Raw genomic sequence first — 15953 nt, forward strand, 5'->3', positions numbered from 1 at the left:
GCAACCGGATTTCTTCCATGAAAGGAATACTGTCATGAGTCCTGCTTCTGGGAAAGCGTCGGCTCTCGTTTCGACCGAGAGCGAGCTTGCCTGCGATGTTCTCATAATTGGCGGCGGCCCGGCAGGATGTTGGGCAGCTCTTGAAGCCGTGGCGTCAGGGGCAAGGGTAGTTCTGGTTGACAAGGGCTATTGCGGAAGCTCGGGTGCCACTGCCTCGGCTGGCACACAGATATGGTACGTTCGTCCGGATCCCGACGAGCGGGAAGCCGCGATGGCGAGCCGTGAAGCGATGGGAGGCTATCTCTCCGAACGGTCGTGGATGGGGCCGGTCCTCGATAAGACATTCGAAAGCGTCAATCGGCTCGCGGACTGGGGTTATCCTTTTCCCCGCGACGACAAGGGCGAACAGCAGCGCATCTCCGTCCAGGGACCGGAGTATATGCGCCTGATGCGCCGTCGCGTGCGAAATGCGGGGGTTACCATCCTTGATCATCACCCCGCAACTCAATTGCTAATGGATGGAAAGAGGGTCATCGGAGCTCACGGGCTGCGGCGACAGGAAGGCGGTCATTGGCAGGTAATCGCGGGCGCGGTTGTACTGGCGGCAGGCGGCTGTGCGTTTATGAGCAAGGCTCTGGGTTGCGACGTGCTCACCGGCGACGGTTATCTGATGGGTGCGGAAGCCGGAGCCGAACTTTCCGGCATGGAGTTTTCATCCGCCTATGCAATTTCTCCGGCTTTCGCTTCGATCACCAAAACCGCGCTCTACCGCTTTGCGCAGTTCTATCGAAAGGACGGCAGCCTAATTGAGGGGGCAGGCTCTGCCCGCGGACGTTCGATCATTGCCCGTGTCTTGTTATCGGAACCCGTCTTCGCGAGACTCGACCTCGCCGAAAGCAACGATGTCAAAACGATCCTCCGGCGCGCTCAGCCCAATTTCTTCGTACCGTTCGACCGTCGTGGCATAGATCCCTTCACGGAGTTATTCGAGGTCAAACTGCGTTTGGAAGGGACGGTTCGGGGCACCGGCGGCTTGCGTCTGACGGGGCGCGATTGTGCAACCAATGTAGCCGGTTTGTACGCAGCCGGTGACAACGCCACGCGTGAACCGATCTGCGGCGGGTTTACCGGTGGCGGAAGCCATAACGCTGCCTGGGCCATTGCGACGGGCGCGTTTGCAGGTGCTGCTGCGGCTGCTTTCGCGCGAGGCAGGGCTGATTTTCAGGCAGTACCGGTGACAAATCCCACCGCATCGGACGGTCAAATTTCCGCAACCGTCGATCCTGAAATCCTCATAAAGTCCATTCAGAACGAGGTATTTCCTCTCGCCGTCAATTATTTTCGTACTCATGCGGCACTTGCGCAGTCGCTTGACCGGCTCGACTGTTTATGGCGGCTCATTTGCTCGCCAACGGTTGTTGACGATAACCGGGCCTTCCGGTTGCGAGAGGCGCAAGCAATGCTGGCAACGGCCCGTTTCATGTATCGCGCGGCCCTGTCGCGCACGGAAACACGCGGCATGCACCGGCGGGACGATTTTCCTCGACAAGACCCGGGTCAGCATCACCGGCTTGTAGTAAGTGGCCTCGACACGATCACTATAAGACCAGAACAAATCGACCCGGGCGTTTATGGAGAGGCTGCACAATAATGATCGAAGTTCTCGATAACGACATCTGCACAAGCTGCAATCTCTGTGTTCAGGTGTGTCCGACCAATGTTTTCGAAGCAATGCCTGAAGGGCCCCCGAAAATTTCCCGCCAGAGTTCTTGCCAGACGTGCTTCATGTGCGAACTTTATTGCCCTGTGGATGCGCTTTACGTCGATCCAGACGCGGAAAACATACATAGCCTGCGTGCGGAGGAGTTACGCGAAAACCACCTTTTCGGTAGCTATCGAAGGGCAATAGGCTGGCATAAAGATACTCGAGATCGTCGCTTCATTGATGATCATTTTAGATTGCCATAACAAACCCTGTAGCATCGTAAGATTGTTTGCCAATTTTTTTTGAGTAGGTTTTAAACTGACTTCAGATCCCGTCTTATTAGAGTGAAGCGTTAGGTTTTATAAAGTATCCAAATGCGTCCCATCTAACTAGCTTCTTGACTGGCAATCAGCACATCTACCTCTGGCACGGGCAGCGGTTTATCCCTAGTCAAGGCGTAGAGGGGGCTTCCGCTGAGCATCAGGCGAAGGCAAAAACCGTCATCTATGTCTTTGTTTCGATCGGCGGTTCAAATAAAGCGCTACGCCGAGTGCTAAAATGAAGAGAAAACAGCTGATTTTGAAGGGTTGTAGCCGAGAGATACCATAAGAGTATGAAGCAAGAACTGGGCCTATTGTCTCCCAATACCTTGAGCTAAAATATTAAGGCCAGCCGCTTTTCCCTCCGTGCCGGGGGCATTGTCCAAGCTGAGCCCTGCCATATTCCCTGGTAACATCAGACCCAAACCGATGCCCAGGATGTGCAATGAACAAAAAATTATGCCGTAACTGGTGGCTGAGATATTTAATAGGACGGATATAATGGAAATCAGCGCGCCTGCTGCCAGTAGGGTTGATGGTTTTAAAGTCAGAAAACGCAACAAGACTATTTGTGTTAAAACCATCACAATTGCAGTACAGAGAAATCCTGCGCCCGATCTTGCGATTGAGACATCAACAGTGAATCCCAAGGTGTCTTGCATTCTGATGGCTGTTACCTGTTGAAGAATGCTATATCCTGCGAACGATACCATCGTGATGGCCATATATGGCCAAGATATATTGAATGCTTTGCCAAGGTTTTCCGTGTTCTCGGGGTTTTTAATGTGTTGAACTTTGAAAACGTCGATTTTATTGACTGCAACTAATGCACACGTCAGCACTAGTGCCACAAATCCGAACGCTGTTGCAGGGTGGTTGGGAGCCACACCAAATGTAACGGCCGCGCCGGCAACGCCACCTAGTCCCGTCGTGGCCCCAAGCAACCCCATTGCTCTGGTTCGATCCGAGCGTTCGGTCGTATCAGCAATATAACCTTGGGCTGCGGGAAACATTCCGCCCACCAGCAAAACCTGTAAGCCCCGAAATCCGGCAATTGAGATCAACGCAACGCCGACTGAAAACATACCGCTCAGGCGTAAGTGAATGACACAAGCAATGGCGGCAAGAGCTATCGCGCTTACTCCAATGGCGAGACTAAGAACAGGCCGTCGTCCCAGTCGGTCGCTCAAATGCCCCCAAAAAGGCGCTGATATCATCAATAGCAGAGCTGACAGACTCACGATCAAGCCAGCCTGGAGATCGGTGAAGCCCAAACTTCGCGCGAGTGGTGGCATTACGAGAAGAAACAGCGATTGTCCCGCTACGAAGGCGGCTACTGAGCAAAGTAAGGGTAACCGCGGCATGATGTGCATGAGGTAGATTTACCGTGAAGTATCCAAATTAAAGAGAGAATTATTTCTAGTTTAATCCTCTTGTTCCGCGTGATTGGATATTTCTTTTGCATTCTTGATAAAGATATTTCTGTAATTATATTCAATCCAGCCGTTTTTGGAAAACTTGTTGAGCGTTGCGTTGACCTGTTGCCTCGATGCATTTGCCATGATGCCTAGATCATGTTGGGACAGCGGAATAGACTCATTTCCAAGCCATGCAGTTCGGTGAATAACGGAGGCGATACGGCGCGATGCATTACGCTTTTGCAGGTCGTGTACAATGCGCACCAGAACGTCGACCGTCAAAACGGTGTTAACGCACACAGCGCGAATAAAGGCCGAATCCTTCCTGGCCATCTGTTCCATTGCTTCCAACGGGATATGCATCATCCAGGCAGCACTCAACGCCCGCAATTCTGCGCGTCTTGGTTGCCCCGTCAAAAAAGGACCTTCACCCGTCCAGGCTCCTGCAACACCGAGGTGAACGAGACGGGGCGTCGCGCTGTCCGAGGCTGTATTGATGGAGACACTGCCTGCCACAAGACCGTACATTCCGCCAAGAGGGTCTCCCACCCTAAAAATGGCTTGTCCGGGCTCGTAGCTGATGACCACGGCTTTTTCGAAAATTTCCCGCCTGAAGGGTTCAGGCATGTAAGAAAGCCAGCCATTGGCGCTCATCACCTGCTCGGCGTATTCACGTGTCACTTCTTGCATATGTTTCTATGGAACTGGTTGAAAGATCCGTTCTGCTTTTCAGCTTATCTATATTAAGAAATTATAAGCAAGAAATATATGTAGATTTAATAAACGACCAATGAATTGTCCGGATTCGGACAGTCTCTCTTTTGAAAGCATGCATAATATTCTTGCTGCAACGGGACGTGAGCAGCAAGAGAGTGTCGCTGTCGAAGGTTGGGGAATGACGGACAAGATTCGGGGTGTGGTGGCTGGCAAAGCCGCGGTAATGAGTGCGACAATTTTGGCAGCTTTCATGGCGAGTACAGCCACAAGTGAGGCGCAGTCTTCTGCTGATGATCTTTCGCAGAAACTGGCCAACCCGCTTGCCAATCTGATCAGCGTGCCGCTTCAAGGCAACTACGATTTCAAGGCTGGCGCCAAGCGCGATGGTTTTGCCTTCACACTGAATGTTCAACCCGTAATTCCGTTTAGCGTGAATGAAGACTGGAATCTGATAACGCGTACGATTATCCCAATCGCTTATAGAGATTATATGCCGGGCGGGAGTGTAACCGGGCTCGGCGATATTAATGCCAGTTTCTTCTTTTCACCGAAAGAGCCCGCGAATGGTCTGATTTGGGGGGCTGGTCCTGTTTTCCTTCTGCCCACAGCCACAGACGACTATCTGGGTACCGGGAAATTCGGGCTGGGGCCAACAGCCGTTGCGCTCGTCCAGCAGGATAAATGGACGGTCGGTGGTCTTGCCAATCATATCTGGTCGGTTGCCGGTGATGGTGACAGGCAAGAAGTCAGTGTTAGTTTGTTGCAGCCTTTCGTGTCCTATAATTTTGGTCATGGTACGTCAGCCTCGGTCAGCGTGGATTCAACCTATGATTGGGAGGCTTCCCAATGGACTGTGCCTGTCAACTTCGGTGTTACGCAAGTATTTCAGGTCGGCTCACAGGCGATGAGTTTCCAGGTCGGTGGCCGATATTACGCGGAAGCCCCAAGTGGTGGTCCGGATTGGGGGCTGCGCACGACCCTGACCTTCCTGTTTCCAAAATAGCTCTCAAAATCCGCTTATTGCAGGGCGTTTTGACGACTTATCGACACAACTCAAATCCTAAGGTCGAGTGATGAATATGATCGGCAAGTTTGCTTTCCCTCTCCTTCTTCTGGGGGCAGGAATATCTGTAGCACACGCGGCTGACGCGGTTCTTCCGGTCATTGTCCCGGAAGCAAAACCGGTCGAGAATTCCGAATGGCGTTTTGCAGCGAGCCCCTATTTCTGGGCAGCCGGGATTTCCGGGGATGTCGGCCAATTCGGATTACCGGCAGTTCATCTCAAGTCTGAATTCGGCGATATCCTCAACGATCTCGATTTTTCCTTCATGGGTGTCGCGGAAGCGCGGAATGATCGTTACAGCTTTTTTGGCGATATTATCTATACGAAGACCACAACGGATTCGGGAACCCCACGGGGTTTCTTCGCGCGCGATGTCAGCCTAACATCGCAAACCTTCACGGGCCTTTTCGGCGCGGGATACTCCATATTCACAGATGGAAAAAGCAATTTCGATGCTGTTGCCGGTGCCCGTATCTGGTACGCAAAAACGGAACTCAGCTTTTCTGGCGGGTTGCTTGATGGTGTCGAACGCAGCGACAGCGCGACCTGGGTCGATGGCATGGCAGGTTTCCGAGGCCGTTATTTTCTGTCGGACAATGTGTATCTGAGTGGCTGGGGCTTGATTGGAGCAGGTCAGGCGAAGCTCGATTGGGATGTTGCAGCCGGTATTGGCTACCAGTTTAACGAGAATATTTCTGCTGTTGCTGGCTATCGTGCCCTCGGCGTCGATTATGACCATGACGATTTTGTGTTCGATGTTGTTCAGCAGGGGCCGATCCTGGGATTGGCACTTCGCTTCTAAGCCTTGCTGTTCAATCTGTGTCCTACCAAGCTAAATCAAGATGAGGTTGGAAATGCGTTTCGATAGCTGTAACTCGTGGCAGAAAAACCCTAAGGGTAGAATCCTGGCATTTGGCATTGTGGCCCTGGCCGCAACAACGTTGATGCCCCCCCTGCCTGTAAGGGCGGCCGAGCCGGTTCAGGTCAACAGCGACAATTTCGTCCGGGCCGAGAGCGACCTGTATTTTTCAGCAGTGGTTGCGGCCGGTCGTTTCGGCAAATTCGGCCACGACCGCGAGATGACGCCGCTGGATAAGCAGGCGATCATCCGCATGAACCGTGACACACTCTATTCGTCAGCCGTGTTCGATCTTGACGCCGGACCTGTGACGGTGACACTGCCTGAGACTGGCGGGCGTTTCATGTCTATGCAGGTTTTCGATCAGAATCATTATACCCACGGTGTTTATTATAAACCCGGCACTTACACGTTTACCCGTGAAGAGATCGGAACGCGTTATGTCTTTCCTGGTATCCGCATTCTTGCGAATCCAGAGGATGCCAAAGACCTGGCGGCAGTGCACGAATTGCAGGACAAGATCACGGCTCAACAGCCGGGCGGCCCCGGCAAGTTTGAAATCCCCAATTGGGATAGCGCCAGCCGTGACAAGACCCGATCCATCATTCTGCAATTGGGCGATGCGCTGCCGGATACGCGCGGCATGTTCGGAGCCAAAGACAAGGTTGATCCGGTTCGTCATTTCATCGGCTCGGCCATGGCTTGGGGCGGCAATCCGGAGGAAGATGCGCTGTATCTGAACCGTACGGTGGCCAAGAATGATGGCAAGACGGTTTATAGCGTCAAGGTCGCTCATGTGCCCATCAAGGGCTTCTGGTCAATCAGTATCTATGATGCAAAGGGCTTTTTCAGCCAGAATAAGTCGAACGCCTACACAGTCAACAATCTCACCGCGGTTAAGGATGCAGACGGCGGCGTGACGGTTCAATTCGGAGGTTGCGACGGCAAGGTTGCCAATTGTTTGCCGACACCTGAGGGATGGAACTACATGGTTCGCCTGTATCGCCCGGAGGCGAACATTCTGGATGGAAGCTGGAAATTTCCTCTAGCGGAGGAAATGAAATGAAGCGAAGGACTTTTCTTGCCGGCACTGCTGCGCTGATGGCACTGCCAACATTGCCGTCCTTCGCACAGGACGACATCAGGGCCTCAGCCCGTGAGGCTTACATCTACACCTATCCGATGGTGAAGAATTATCTCACCATGTACCAGTATGCGCTCGAGCCCGGCGGTGGCCAGTACAAGGGACCTTTCAACACAATGGTCAGTATTGCCCGGGTCTATACACCCGAGGACACAGCGATCATTACGCCGAACTCGGACACGCCATATTCCTTCATTGTCTTCGATCTGCGGGCCGAGCCTGTTGTGGTGACAATGCCGTCGATTGCGAAGGATCGGTATTACTCCCTGCAACTGGTCGATCTTTACACCAACAATGTCGATTATCCGGGTACGCGGGTCGATGGTAATGACGGTGGCGACTTTCTGATCACGGGTCCTGGTTGGAAGGGCGATGTACCGAAAGGTATCAAGCGTGTTATCGAAATGCCGACCATGCTCGCCATCGGCATTGTCAGGACACAGCTCTTCTCGGCGACTGACCTCGACAAGGTGAAGGAGATTCAGGCAGGCTACAAGGCGGCAGTTTTGTCTGCTTATGCCGGCACCCCGAAACCCGATGCGCTTCCATCAATCGCCTGGCTGCCGATATCCGACGAAAAGATGGTATCGGATTATTGGGCGCTTGCTGCCTTCCTGCTCCAGTTCGCCCCACCATATCCGGGAGATGAGCCGCAGCGTGAGAATCTCGCCAGTCTCGGCATCCGACAGGGGGAAACGTGGCCGGGCGCAAACACGCCTGCCGCTACGGTGGCCCTGATGAATGAGGTGGTGGTAGCGACGGAAAAGGAAATTCGCGAGGAAGCCGGCCGCCTGACCGATTCATCCAAACTATTCGGTACGCCCGAATTCATGAAGGGCAAGTACATGGTTCGTGCCGCAGCCGCGCAAGGCGGAATTTACGGCAACACGGTACAGGAAGCTCTTTATGTCATTTACGCCCTCGACGGGAAGATGACGCCGCTGAACGGTCAGACTGGTAATTATACTTTGACGTTCTCGCCGGAAACATTGCCGCCCGTCGATGCATTCTGGTCGATAACCATGTATGATAGAGCCAAGCAGTTACTCGTCAAAAACCCTATCGATCGCTACCTTATTAATTCGGCGATGCTCGGTAATCTCCAGAAGAATGACAGTGGGGAAATAGTTCTCTATCTACAGCACGAAAGTCCAGGATCTAAATTGGAAGCGAATTGGCTTCCTACTCCTGGCGAACCATTTTACGCTGTCATGCGACTATATTTGCCCAAAGCTGACGCGATTAGGGGGCGTTGGAAGCCGCCAGCGATCAGTAAAACTTAGGAAATAACATTGCAGCACCGGTGCTTTTTTAGACCGGTGCTGCATTGATATCTCTATTTTTTAGCATACCGCATTGAAAATATTATTCATGATTTCCGCCTGGGACGATAAGCGGCCAGACGGCAAAATCACCAATCCCAAGTATATCAAATCAATTCCGCAAAAGCTTTTTGTGCATCACGTCTGACTTTGATAAAGCAGTCGTGTTCTTGACTGGCAATCATGGTCACTAAAGTCGGTTTTATGTCTTCTTTTCGATCGTATGGGCCAACTTTTTTCCTAGCCGAAAGCAGACAGGGCATTCACATCGTGCTGCTCAACGTTGGCGATTGCAAGCTTGCCGATGACAATACCGAGCTGAGCGCAAGCAGCTTTGCAGATCGCCTCTTCCGTCACCGGGGACAGGGCTTTAAAGTCCTCTGTTAAAAGGCTGTCCAGCGATGTTGGGAGGAGCTAGGCGTGACGCTTCGATATCAGATTCTGGCACTGGCGATTGTGCCTTTGATTGTTGCTATCCTGACGGTCACGGCCTTTATCACGTGGCAGTCGGCCAATCTCGTGCACAGCAGCATTGCGACCTTTGAAAAAAACATGCTGAAGGCGAAGGAGACCGAACTTCTGAACCTCACCAATCTGGCGTTGTCTGCAATCCAGAAAATCTATGATGAAGCCGATCCGAACGACACTGTTGCCATGCAGAAGGTGACGAGCATTCTCACCTCACTCGATTACGGGCGTGACGGCTATTTCTTCGTTTATGATTACGATGGCAATAATGTCGTCCATCCGCGCCAAACCTTTCGTCCCGGGCAGAACTGGCTCAATCTGGTCGATCCCGACGGGGATCATGTCATCGCCAATCTGATCGACAAGGCGAAACAGGGCGGGGGATTGCACCAGTATAAATGGGAAAAGCCGTCGAGTGGAGAGACGGCCGACAAGCTGTCCTTCGCGGTCGGGCTCGACAAATGGAAATGGATGCTCGGAACCGGCGTCTATCTGGATGATGTCTATGCCCAGACAGCGGCAGCCAACGCCGATTTTCGCGCCAATATCCGCAACACATTTCTGGTGGTTAGCCTCATCGCCGTGCCTGCGGTCATGCTGGTTTTTGCGACATGCATGTTGTTGAACCTGCGCGAGCGGCGCATGGCTGACAACAAGCTCAAGGAACTTGCTCAGCGCATCATCGATACGCAGGAGGAGGAACGGGCTCGTCTGGCGCGGGAGTTGCATGATGGCATTTCGCAGAATCTGGTCGGCGTGCGTTATGCTATCGATCTGGCCAGCCGCCAGGTGCATACGGGCAGCGACGGAGCGCCGAGAGCTATCGAGAAGGCCTCGGATGTGCTGAACGGCGCAATCAAGGAAGTGCGGCGACTATCGCATGATCTGCGACCCCGCATTCTTGACGATCTGGGCATGACGGTGGCGCTGAAAGCGCTTTTCGAGCATTTCGCGGAACGGACAGGCATCGAGACCCGTTTTGAAGCCGACACATTGCGGGTTAATTTGAAACCCGAGCCGAGCACGGCGCTTTACCGGGTTGCGCAGGAAGCGCTCACGAATATCGAGCGCCATTCGGGCGCCAGCGTGGTGAAGGTACGTCTTTGGGATGCGAACGCGCGTGTAACGATGACGGTGACCGACAATGGAAATGGTTTTGCCGGGCACGATCTGAAAGGTGCAACATCGGGGCTTGGCCTGCGAAATATGCAGGAACGCATGGCACATTTCGGCGGTGTGCTCTTGGTGGAAACCGGCAGTGATGGTACGCAGTTGACCGCGCGCCTGCCGCTTTCGGCAGTCGAAAGACCGATGACGAAGCCGCCAATGTTGAAGCCTCCACTATTCAACCCGGAAGTCGCATGACGAAAGAATGCAAGATACGCGTATTGCTGGTCGACAACCATCCTCTGGTACTCGACGGATTGCGCGCGGTGCTTGAAACCTATGACGATATTGAAATCGCGGGCGCTGCTTCGAATGCACGTCTGGCACTGGAAACGGCCCAGACGGTCAAGCCAGATGTCGTGCTGATGGATATCAATATGCCGCTGCTCAATGGCATCGACGCCATCGAGCTGTTCAAGCGACAATTGCCGGCTACGCGTATTTTGATGCTCTCCATGCATGACAGTCGCGAATATATTTCGACATCAATCATGCGGGGCGCTTCGGGCTATGTGCTGAAGGATGTTTCGACGAGTGAAATCGTCGCTGCCATCCATGCTGTCGCGTCAGGTGGAACTTATTTTTCGTCCGGCGTTTCGGAAGCACTTCTCGATAATGCCGAGAAGAAGGCGGAAGGCCTGTCTTCGCGGGAAAACGACGTTCTGGTTCTGGTTGCCGAAGGCAGCAGCAATCGTGAAATTGCTTCGATACTGGGTATATCGGAAGCAACGGTCGAGACTCACCGCAAGAATATTAAAAAGAAACTCGGTATTGCCAGCACCGCCGGCCTTACGCGCTATGCCATCGAAAATAGACTCAGTATAGATGGACAGTAAAATAGACCATGTTCTGGACATTTCGGCGGTGAATCGCCCCTTGATTACCCACTAGTGGGTAGCGTGTGCCGCTTGCGACTATCGTCTGCTTGCGGGTGAGTTTCCCCGCACCTATCCTTCAAGAAAACGGCTTGAGGAGGCCGAACAAGGAGGGGAGGAGCAATGTCGGTTTTGCTGGCGTTGTCGCGCGCTATCGACGCGGCCAATGATTTCATTGGAAAAGCAGTATCCTGGTTGATACTCGTGGCGGTGCTGATCAGCGCCATCAATGCGGTTTCGCGCAAGCTTTTCAATCTCAGTTCCAACGCATGGTTGGAAGCGCAGTGGTATCTGTTCTCGGCTGTTTTCCTGATCGCGGCGGGCTATACGCTGCTGCACAGCGAACATGTGAAAGTCGATCTGCTTTACAGCCGTTACTCGCGGCGCACGCAGCTGCTGGTGGAGATTTTCGGCACAATCTTCTTCCTGTTGCCCTTCTGCTTCATCACGATCTATCTCTCCTGGCCTATCGTGGAAGCGAAGATCGCGAGCGGTGAAACCTCGAACAATACTGGCGGGCTGGTGCTCTGGCCGGTCTGGTTACTCATCCCCATCGGCTTCGGATTGCTCGCCTTGCAGGGCCTGTCCGAACTGATCAAGCGCATTGCCATTCTTCAGGGGCGGATACCCGATGCCGTCGCCACCGAAGATGCTGAAGCGCAAGCGCTCTGAGGGGGATGGATATGGTTGCTTTCTTCGCAGAAAATCTTGCGCCACTCATGTTTCTGTCGCTGGTCGTTGTGCTGTTGCTCGGCTATCCGGTGGCTTTTGCACTGGCTTTCGTCGGCTTTGCCTTCGGCTTTGTCGGCATCGAAATGGGGCTTCTCCCGGTCAACCTGTTCGGCGCTATTCCCGACCGCATATTCGGGCAGATGTCGAACGAAACGCTGCTAGCGATCCCCTTCTTCACCTTCATGGGGTTGATATTGGAACGAAGCGGCATGGCGGAAGATCTGCTCGACACGATCGGGCAGCTGTTCGGCCCCGTGCGCGGCGGTCTGGCCTTCGCGGTGATTATCGTCGGCGCGCTTCTGGCCGCCACCACCGGTGTGGTTGCCGCTTCGGTGATTTCGATGGGGCTCATTTCTTTGCCGATCATGCTGCGCTACGGCTATGATCGCAAGGTGGCGAGCGGCACGATTGCCGCATCCGGCACATTGGCGCAGATCATTCCGCCAAGCCTGGTTCTGATCGTTCTGGCCGACCAGCTCGGCCGGTCTGTCGGCGACATGTATAAGGGCGCGCTGGTGCCGGGTCTGATGCTGGTTGGCGTCTATTGCGCCTTCATCATCGGTATGTCGATCCTGCGGCCGGAAACCGTTCCGGCTCTGCCGCCACACGCCCGCACCTTGAAGGGTTGGAAGCTGGCGCAGCGCGTGGTGGTTTCGCTTATTCCGCCGCTGGTGCTGATCTTCCTCGTGCTGGGCACCATCTTCATTGGCGTCGCCACGCCTACGGAAGGCGGCGCGATGGGCGCGGTTGGCGCCTTGTTGCTGGCCATCATCAACGGCCGCCTGAACATCAAGATGCTGACCTCGGCGCTTTACGCCACGGCGAAGCTTTCGTCCTTCGTCATCTTCATTCTGTTGGGCGCGCGCGTCTTCTCGCTCACCTTCTATGGCGTTAACGGCCACGTCTGGGTCGAGCATCTGATGACGTCCATTCCGGGTGGTGAAGTAGGCTTTCTGATCGTCGCCAATCTTCTCGTCTTCGTGCTGGCCTTCTTTCTCGATTATTTCGAGCTGGCCTTCATCATCATCCCGCTTCTGGCGCCGGTGGCCGACGCTCTCGGCATCGATCTCGTCTGGTTCGGTGTCATGCTGGCCATGAACATGCAGACATCGTTCATGCATCCGCCGTTCGGGTTTTCGCTGTTCTATTTGCGCTCAGTGGCGCCGTCGCGCGCCTATAAGGACAAGGTGACGGGCGCCACGATACAGCCAGTCACGTCCGGCCAGATCTATATGGGGTCGATCCCGTTCCTGCTGATCCAGCTGGTCATGGTCGCCATCATTATCGCCTTTCCGGGGATCGTTACCCATTATAAGTCGAGCCACCCGGTGGCTGACCCGTCTACGATCCAGATTAATGTTCCCATGCCAGATGCGGGCGGCGGCAACCCGTTCGGCAATGCGCCCGCCCCCTTCGGTGCGCCTTCACCGTCCACGGATCCGCTGCCCGCGCCATCGTTCGGGTCGTCGCCGCCAAGTTTCGGACAACCGGAAAAGCCTGCGCAGTGAGGATAGGGGAGACCAGTCACTGCGCGGGTCATTTATGATCAATCGTCTTAGAGGAGGAAGACATGAAACAGGAATTGAATCGCCGTACATTTCTGACCAAGGGCGCCGCCATTGGTGCCGCAGCCGCAACAAGCGGCGCGGCACTTGCTACGCCAGCCATTGCGGATGAACTGCCAACCTTGCGCTGGCGTCTGACATCGGGTTTTCCGAACAATCTCGACACGATCTATGGCGGCGCTGTCTACATGGCCAACGCCTTGTCGAAGATGACGGATGGCAAGTTCCAGATTCAGGTGTTTCAGGCAGGCGAACTGGTGCCCGGTCCGCAGGCAATCGACGCAGTGCAGGCCAATACGGTCGAAATTGCGCATACATGCGGCTATTATTTCACGGGCAAGAACCCGGCTTTCGCGATCGGCACGGCCATCCCCTTCGGCATGAATACGCGCCTGCAAAATGCATGGCTCTATCATGGCGGCGGCAATGAACTTTATAATGAATTCCTGTCCGATTACGGCGTTGTCGGCATCGTCGGAGGCAACACTGCTGCGCAGATGGGCGGCTGGTATCGCAAGGAAATCAAGAGCCTCGAAGACCTGAAAGGTCTGAAAATGCGCATTGCCGGCGTTGCCGGCGAGGTCATGTCTCGCCTTGGCGTCGTGCCGCAGCAGCTTCCGGGCGGCGACATCTATCCGTCGCTGGAGCGCGGAACCATTGATGCGGCCGAATGGGTCGGTCCCTATGATGATGAAAAGCTCGGCTTCTACCAGATCGCACCCTATTACTACTATCCGGCCTTCTGGGAGGGCGGCGCTTCGGTGCATTTCTTCGTTAACAAGCAGCAATATGAAAGCCTGCCGGAAGCTTACAAAGTGGCGCTGAACACCGCCGCTCAGGCCGCGACGCAGAACATGATTTCGCTCTATGACGTCAAAAATACTGCTGCAATTCGCTCGCTGGTTTCGAAGGGTGTGCAGTTGAAGCCTCTCCCGCGCGATGTGCTGGATGCGGCTTACAAGGTCACTTTCGATCTCTATGCCGAGTATAATGAGAAAAACCCGGCCTGGGCGAAGATCTATCCGAGCTGGAAGAAATTCCGTGACGAGGGCTTCGAGTGGTTCCGCGTTGCCGAATATACCTATGACAGTTATGTCTATGCTGCACAGGCGGCTGGGAAATAAGCAAAGTTGCTCCATACAGGATTACAGGAGGGGTCGGTTTCGGCTCCTTCTGTATATTGAGCACTGTCCAAGGCTTTTCGTGTTCACCCCTTGGATCGCGTGCGTGTCTGGGCTGACGATAATGGTTTCGTCAATCGTTCATTGGCTAGCCGCATATCGCGCCGTAATTGCCGCGAAGCTTTCGCTGAGGCCAGGGCTCACTCCGGGTGGGGCGATGTCATCGTATAAAGCGGACCGCGCTATATATTAGTATTGTGGCACCCCGCCGGTCACATCATGTATTTGTCCCAGAAACCGGCTTGCGGTTCGGTCTGTTCGACAACATCGATCCATAGGCCCGACGGGTCTTCAAATCCAAAACGGCGTTGGCCGAACGGCTCATTAGTGAGCGGGTAAGTAACGGGTAGTCCCCTGGCTATAAGTTCAGCGTGAGCGGCCGTTGCGTCGGCAACCTCCATCTCGAAGCACAGGCCAGTTCCGGTGAAGCTTTCGGGGCCAGGTGGTGACGAAGGATGATCTGGTGTCATGAAGGCAATCGAAGCACTGCCGTTCTCTGCTACAAGCAGGCAAAACCATTGACTATCAAAAGTCACGTCAAACTGTAGATACTTAAGCCAGAAGTCGCGAGCTTCGTCTTTTTTGGCGGTAACAATTATCGGGTAGCGATCGGAAAATCGCATGATCGGACTCCTTGCCAGATTTAAACAAACAGATTATCTGTATGTTATTTGAGCCTATAAACATACAGACTGTCTGTCAATCTCCTAAAGAAGGGCGATTATGAGCAAAAACGAACTGCGTACCATCCAAACAAAAGGGCGATTGGTTGCAGCTGCGCGGAGCTTATTTGCCCGCAATGGCTATGCCATGACCAGCACGGATGCGATTATAGCGGAGGCGGGAGTAACACGCGGCGCACTCTATCATCATTATCGCGATAAGGCCGACTTGTTTGAAGCTGTATGCCGCGACCTTGCTGCCGGGGCGGCAGAGGCGATCCAAATCGCAACGAAGGATGTGGTCAATTCTATTGAGGCGTTGGAAAAGGGCTCGATGGCGTGGATCGATTTTATGGTTCAACCGGAAAACCGCCGTATACTCGTTGTCGATGCACCAGGTGTACTCGGGCGAGAGCAGTGGGAAGCGCTTGATCGCGAGCTTTCTTTTGATCTTCTAAGGATCGGCGTGGAGGAGGCTATCAGCGAAGGTGCCATCCGCTTCTCGTCTGGCCCCACAGCACTGGCTGTGCTGCTCAACGGGGCAATGAACGAGATTGCATTGCGCGCGGAAGACGATGATGTCGCTGCATTGAAAGCTGGGTTACTGGAGCTGTTCCACGCTCTCAAGCCTTGATTGCAGCTGCATCTCCTAACAACTCCATCAATCAAAAGTATCCGATAAAGGTGACGAAGTGAATAGATTGGCATCTTCATCAGAATTCGTGTCACCGGTTCGTTTGAGGCCGTGCGCATAA

15 protein-coding genes are annotated in these 15953 nt (G+C 53.9%); 12 read left to right on the plus strand and 3 right to left on the minus strand.

The features are described 5' to 3' along the window. Nucleotides 1–34 precede the first annotated feature (34 nt). Both ACTJKP_RS18680 and ACTJKP_RS18685 read left to right on the plus strand, forming a co-directional pair. Nucleotides 35–1651 carry an FAD-dependent oxidoreductase gene (locus tag ACTJKP_RS18680; RefSeq protein ID WP_440631744.1) on the plus strand — a complete coding sequence of 539 codons (1617 nt, stop codon included), beginning with the start codon at nucleotides 35–37 and terminating at the stop codon, nucleotides 1649–1651. Next, nucleotides 1651–1968, plus strand: a complete 318-nt coding sequence (locus ACTJKP_RS18685) for a 4Fe-4S dicluster domain-containing protein (RefSeq protein WP_440631745.1) — start codon at nucleotides 1651–1653, stop codon at nucleotides 1966–1968. Before ACTJKP_RS18680 ends, ACTJKP_RS18685 begins: the two co-directional genes overlap by 1 nt. 368 nt (nucleotides 1969–2336) lie before the next feature. Here ACTJKP_RS18685 and ACTJKP_RS18690 read toward each other — a convergent pair whose 3' ends face one another. Continuing rightward, a complete protein-coding gene (locus ACTJKP_RS18690; RefSeq protein WP_440631746.1) occupies nucleotides 2337–3398 on the minus strand; it encodes an MFS transporter in 1062 nt (353 codons plus the stop codon). Between the two features lie 51 nt (nucleotides 3399–3449). After that, the gene (locus ACTJKP_RS18695) at nucleotides 3450–4133 is read right to left on the minus strand and encodes a Crp/Fnr family transcriptional regulator (RefSeq protein ID WP_280992321.1); all 684 of its coding nucleotides are present in this window, start codon (nucleotides 4131–4133) and stop codon (nucleotides 3450–3452) included. A 250-nt stretch (nucleotides 4134–4383) separates the two neighbouring features. Between ACTJKP_RS18695 and ACTJKP_RS18700 the strand changes: the two genes are divergently transcribed. The 9 genes from ACTJKP_RS18700 (at nucleotide 4384) to ACTJKP_RS18740 (ending at nucleotide 14479) form a co-directional block, all read left to right on the plus strand. Next, nucleotides 4384–5163: a transporter gene (locus tag ACTJKP_RS18700; RefSeq protein WP_440631766.1), complete on the plus strand. Its 780-nt coding sequence runs from the start codon at nucleotides 4384–4386 to the stop codon at nucleotides 5161–5163. Between the two features lie 76 nt (nucleotides 5164–5239). Next, a complete protein-coding gene (locus ACTJKP_RS18705) occupies nucleotides 5240–6025 on the plus strand; it encodes a hypothetical protein (RefSeq protein ID WP_280992319.1) in 786 nt (261 codons plus the stop codon). A gap of 52 nt (nucleotides 6026–6077) precedes the next feature. Beyond that, nucleotides 6078–7148, plus strand: a complete 1071-nt coding sequence (locus ACTJKP_RS18710) for a DUF1254 domain-containing protein (RefSeq protein WP_440631747.1) — start codon at nucleotides 6078–6080, stop codon at nucleotides 7146–7148. After that, a complete protein-coding gene (locus ACTJKP_RS18715) occupies nucleotides 7145–8509 on the plus strand; it encodes a DUF1254 domain-containing protein (RefSeq protein WP_280992317.1) in 1365 nt (454 codons plus the stop codon). Before ACTJKP_RS18710 ends, ACTJKP_RS18715 begins: the two co-directional genes overlap by 4 nt. Before the next feature lie 459 nt (nucleotides 8510–8968). Continuing rightward, on the plus strand, nucleotides 8969–10381 hold the full coding sequence (locus ACTJKP_RS18720; protein ID WP_440631748.1) for a cache domain-containing protein: 1413 nt from the start codon (nucleotides 8969–8971) through the stop codon (nucleotides 10379–10381). Beyond that, nucleotides 10378–11019, plus strand: coding sequence for a response regulator transcription factor (locus ACTJKP_RS18725; RefSeq protein WP_440631749.1), 642 nt, complete (start codon nucleotides 10378–10380; stop codon nucleotides 11017–11019). The genes ACTJKP_RS18720 and ACTJKP_RS18725 overlap by 4 nt, the downstream gene beginning before the upstream one ends. A gap of 162 nt (nucleotides 11020–11181) precedes the next feature. Next, the gene (locus ACTJKP_RS18730; protein WP_078339979.1) at nucleotides 11182–11730 is read left to right on the plus strand and encodes a TRAP transporter small permease subunit; all 549 of its coding nucleotides are present in this window, start codon (nucleotides 11182–11184) and stop codon (nucleotides 11728–11730) included. Between the two features lie 11 nt (nucleotides 11731–11741). Further along, nucleotides 11742–13298, plus strand: a complete 1557-nt coding sequence (locus tag ACTJKP_RS18735) for a TRAP transporter large permease (RefSeq protein WP_440631750.1) — start codon at nucleotides 11742–11744, stop codon at nucleotides 13296–13298. Nucleotides 13299–13360: 62 nt separating this feature from the next. Then, nucleotides 13361–14479, plus strand: a complete 1119-nt coding sequence (locus ACTJKP_RS18740; RefSeq protein ID WP_078339980.1) for a TRAP transporter substrate-binding protein — start codon at nucleotides 13361–13363, stop codon at nucleotides 14477–14479. 269 nt (nucleotides 14480–14748) lie between these two features. On the opposite strand, the gene ACTJKP_RS18745 is transcribed toward ACTJKP_RS18740, so the two are convergent. Further along, nucleotides 14749–15159 (minus strand): VOC family protein, encoded by a 411-nt coding sequence (locus ACTJKP_RS18745; protein WP_078339981.1) that lies wholly within the window; start codon nucleotides 15157–15159, stop codon nucleotides 14749–14751. A gap of 100 nt (nucleotides 15160–15259) precedes the next feature. Between ACTJKP_RS18745 and ACTJKP_RS18750 the strand changes: the two genes are divergently transcribed. Continuing rightward, the gene (locus tag ACTJKP_RS18750; protein ID WP_078339982.1) at nucleotides 15260–15832 is read left to right on the plus strand and encodes a TetR/AcrR family transcriptional regulator; all 573 of its coding nucleotides are present in this window, start codon (nucleotides 15260–15262) and stop codon (nucleotides 15830–15832) included. Nucleotides 15833–15953 lie beyond the last annotated feature (121 nt).

This window comes from Brucella sp. 22210, assembly GCF_052045675.1.
GTDB lineage: Bacteria > Pseudomonadota > Alphaproteobacteria > Rhizobiales > Rhizobiaceae > Brucella.

Excerpts from the sequence above, each read along its gene's own strand:
- ACTJKP_RS18680 (WP_440631744.1), top strand. The coding sequence starts at position 35 with ATGAGTCCTGCTTCTGGGAAAGCGTCGGCTCTCGTTTCGACCGAGAGC.
- ACTJKP_RS18685 (WP_440631745.1), top strand. The coding sequence starts at position 1,651 with ATGATCGAAGTTCTCGATAACGACATCTGCACAAGCTGCAATCTCTGT.
- ACTJKP_RS18690 (WP_440631746.1), bottom strand. The coding sequence starts at position 3,398 with ATGCACATCATGCCGCGGTTACCCTTACTTTGCTCAGTAGCCGCCTTC.
- ACTJKP_RS18695 (WP_280992321.1), bottom strand. The coding sequence starts at position 4,133 with ATGCAAGAAGTGACACGTGAATACGCCGAGCAGGTGATGAGCGCCAAT.
- ACTJKP_RS18700 (WP_440631766.1), top strand. The coding sequence starts at position 4,384 with ATGAGTGCGACAATTTTGGCAGCTTTCATGGCGAGTACAGCCACAAGT.
- ACTJKP_RS18705 (WP_280992319.1), top strand. The coding sequence starts at position 5,240 with ATGATCGGCAAGTTTGCTTTCCCTCTCCTTCTTCTGGGGGCAGGAATA.
- ACTJKP_RS18710 (WP_440631747.1), top strand. The coding sequence starts at position 6,078 with ATGCGTTTCGATAGCTGTAACTCGTGGCAGAAAAACCCTAAGGGTAGA.
- ACTJKP_RS18715 (WP_280992317.1), top strand. The coding sequence starts at position 7,145 with ATGAAGCGAAGGACTTTTCTTGCCGGCACTGCTGCGCTGATGGCACTG.
- ACTJKP_RS18725 (WP_440631749.1), top strand. The coding sequence starts at position 10,378 with ATGACGAAAGAATGCAAGATACGCGTATTGCTGGTCGACAACCATCCT.
- ACTJKP_RS18730 (WP_078339979.1), top strand. The coding sequence starts at position 11,182 with ATGTCGGTTTTGCTGGCGTTGTCGCGCGCTATCGACGCGGCCAATGAT.
- ACTJKP_RS18735 (WP_440631750.1), top strand. The coding sequence starts at position 11,742 with ATGGTTGCTTTCTTCGCAGAAAATCTTGCGCCACTCATGTTTCTGTCG.
- ACTJKP_RS18740 (WP_078339980.1), top strand. The coding sequence starts at position 13,361 with ATGAAACAGGAATTGAATCGCCGTACATTTCTGACCAAGGGCGCCGCC.
- ACTJKP_RS18745 (WP_078339981.1), bottom strand. The coding sequence starts at position 15,159 with ATGCGATTTTCCGATCGCTACCCGATAATTGTTACCGCCAAAAAAGAC.
- ACTJKP_RS18750 (WP_078339982.1), top strand. The coding sequence starts at position 15,260 with ATGAGCAAAAACGAACTGCGTACCATCCAAACAAAAGGGCGATTGGTT.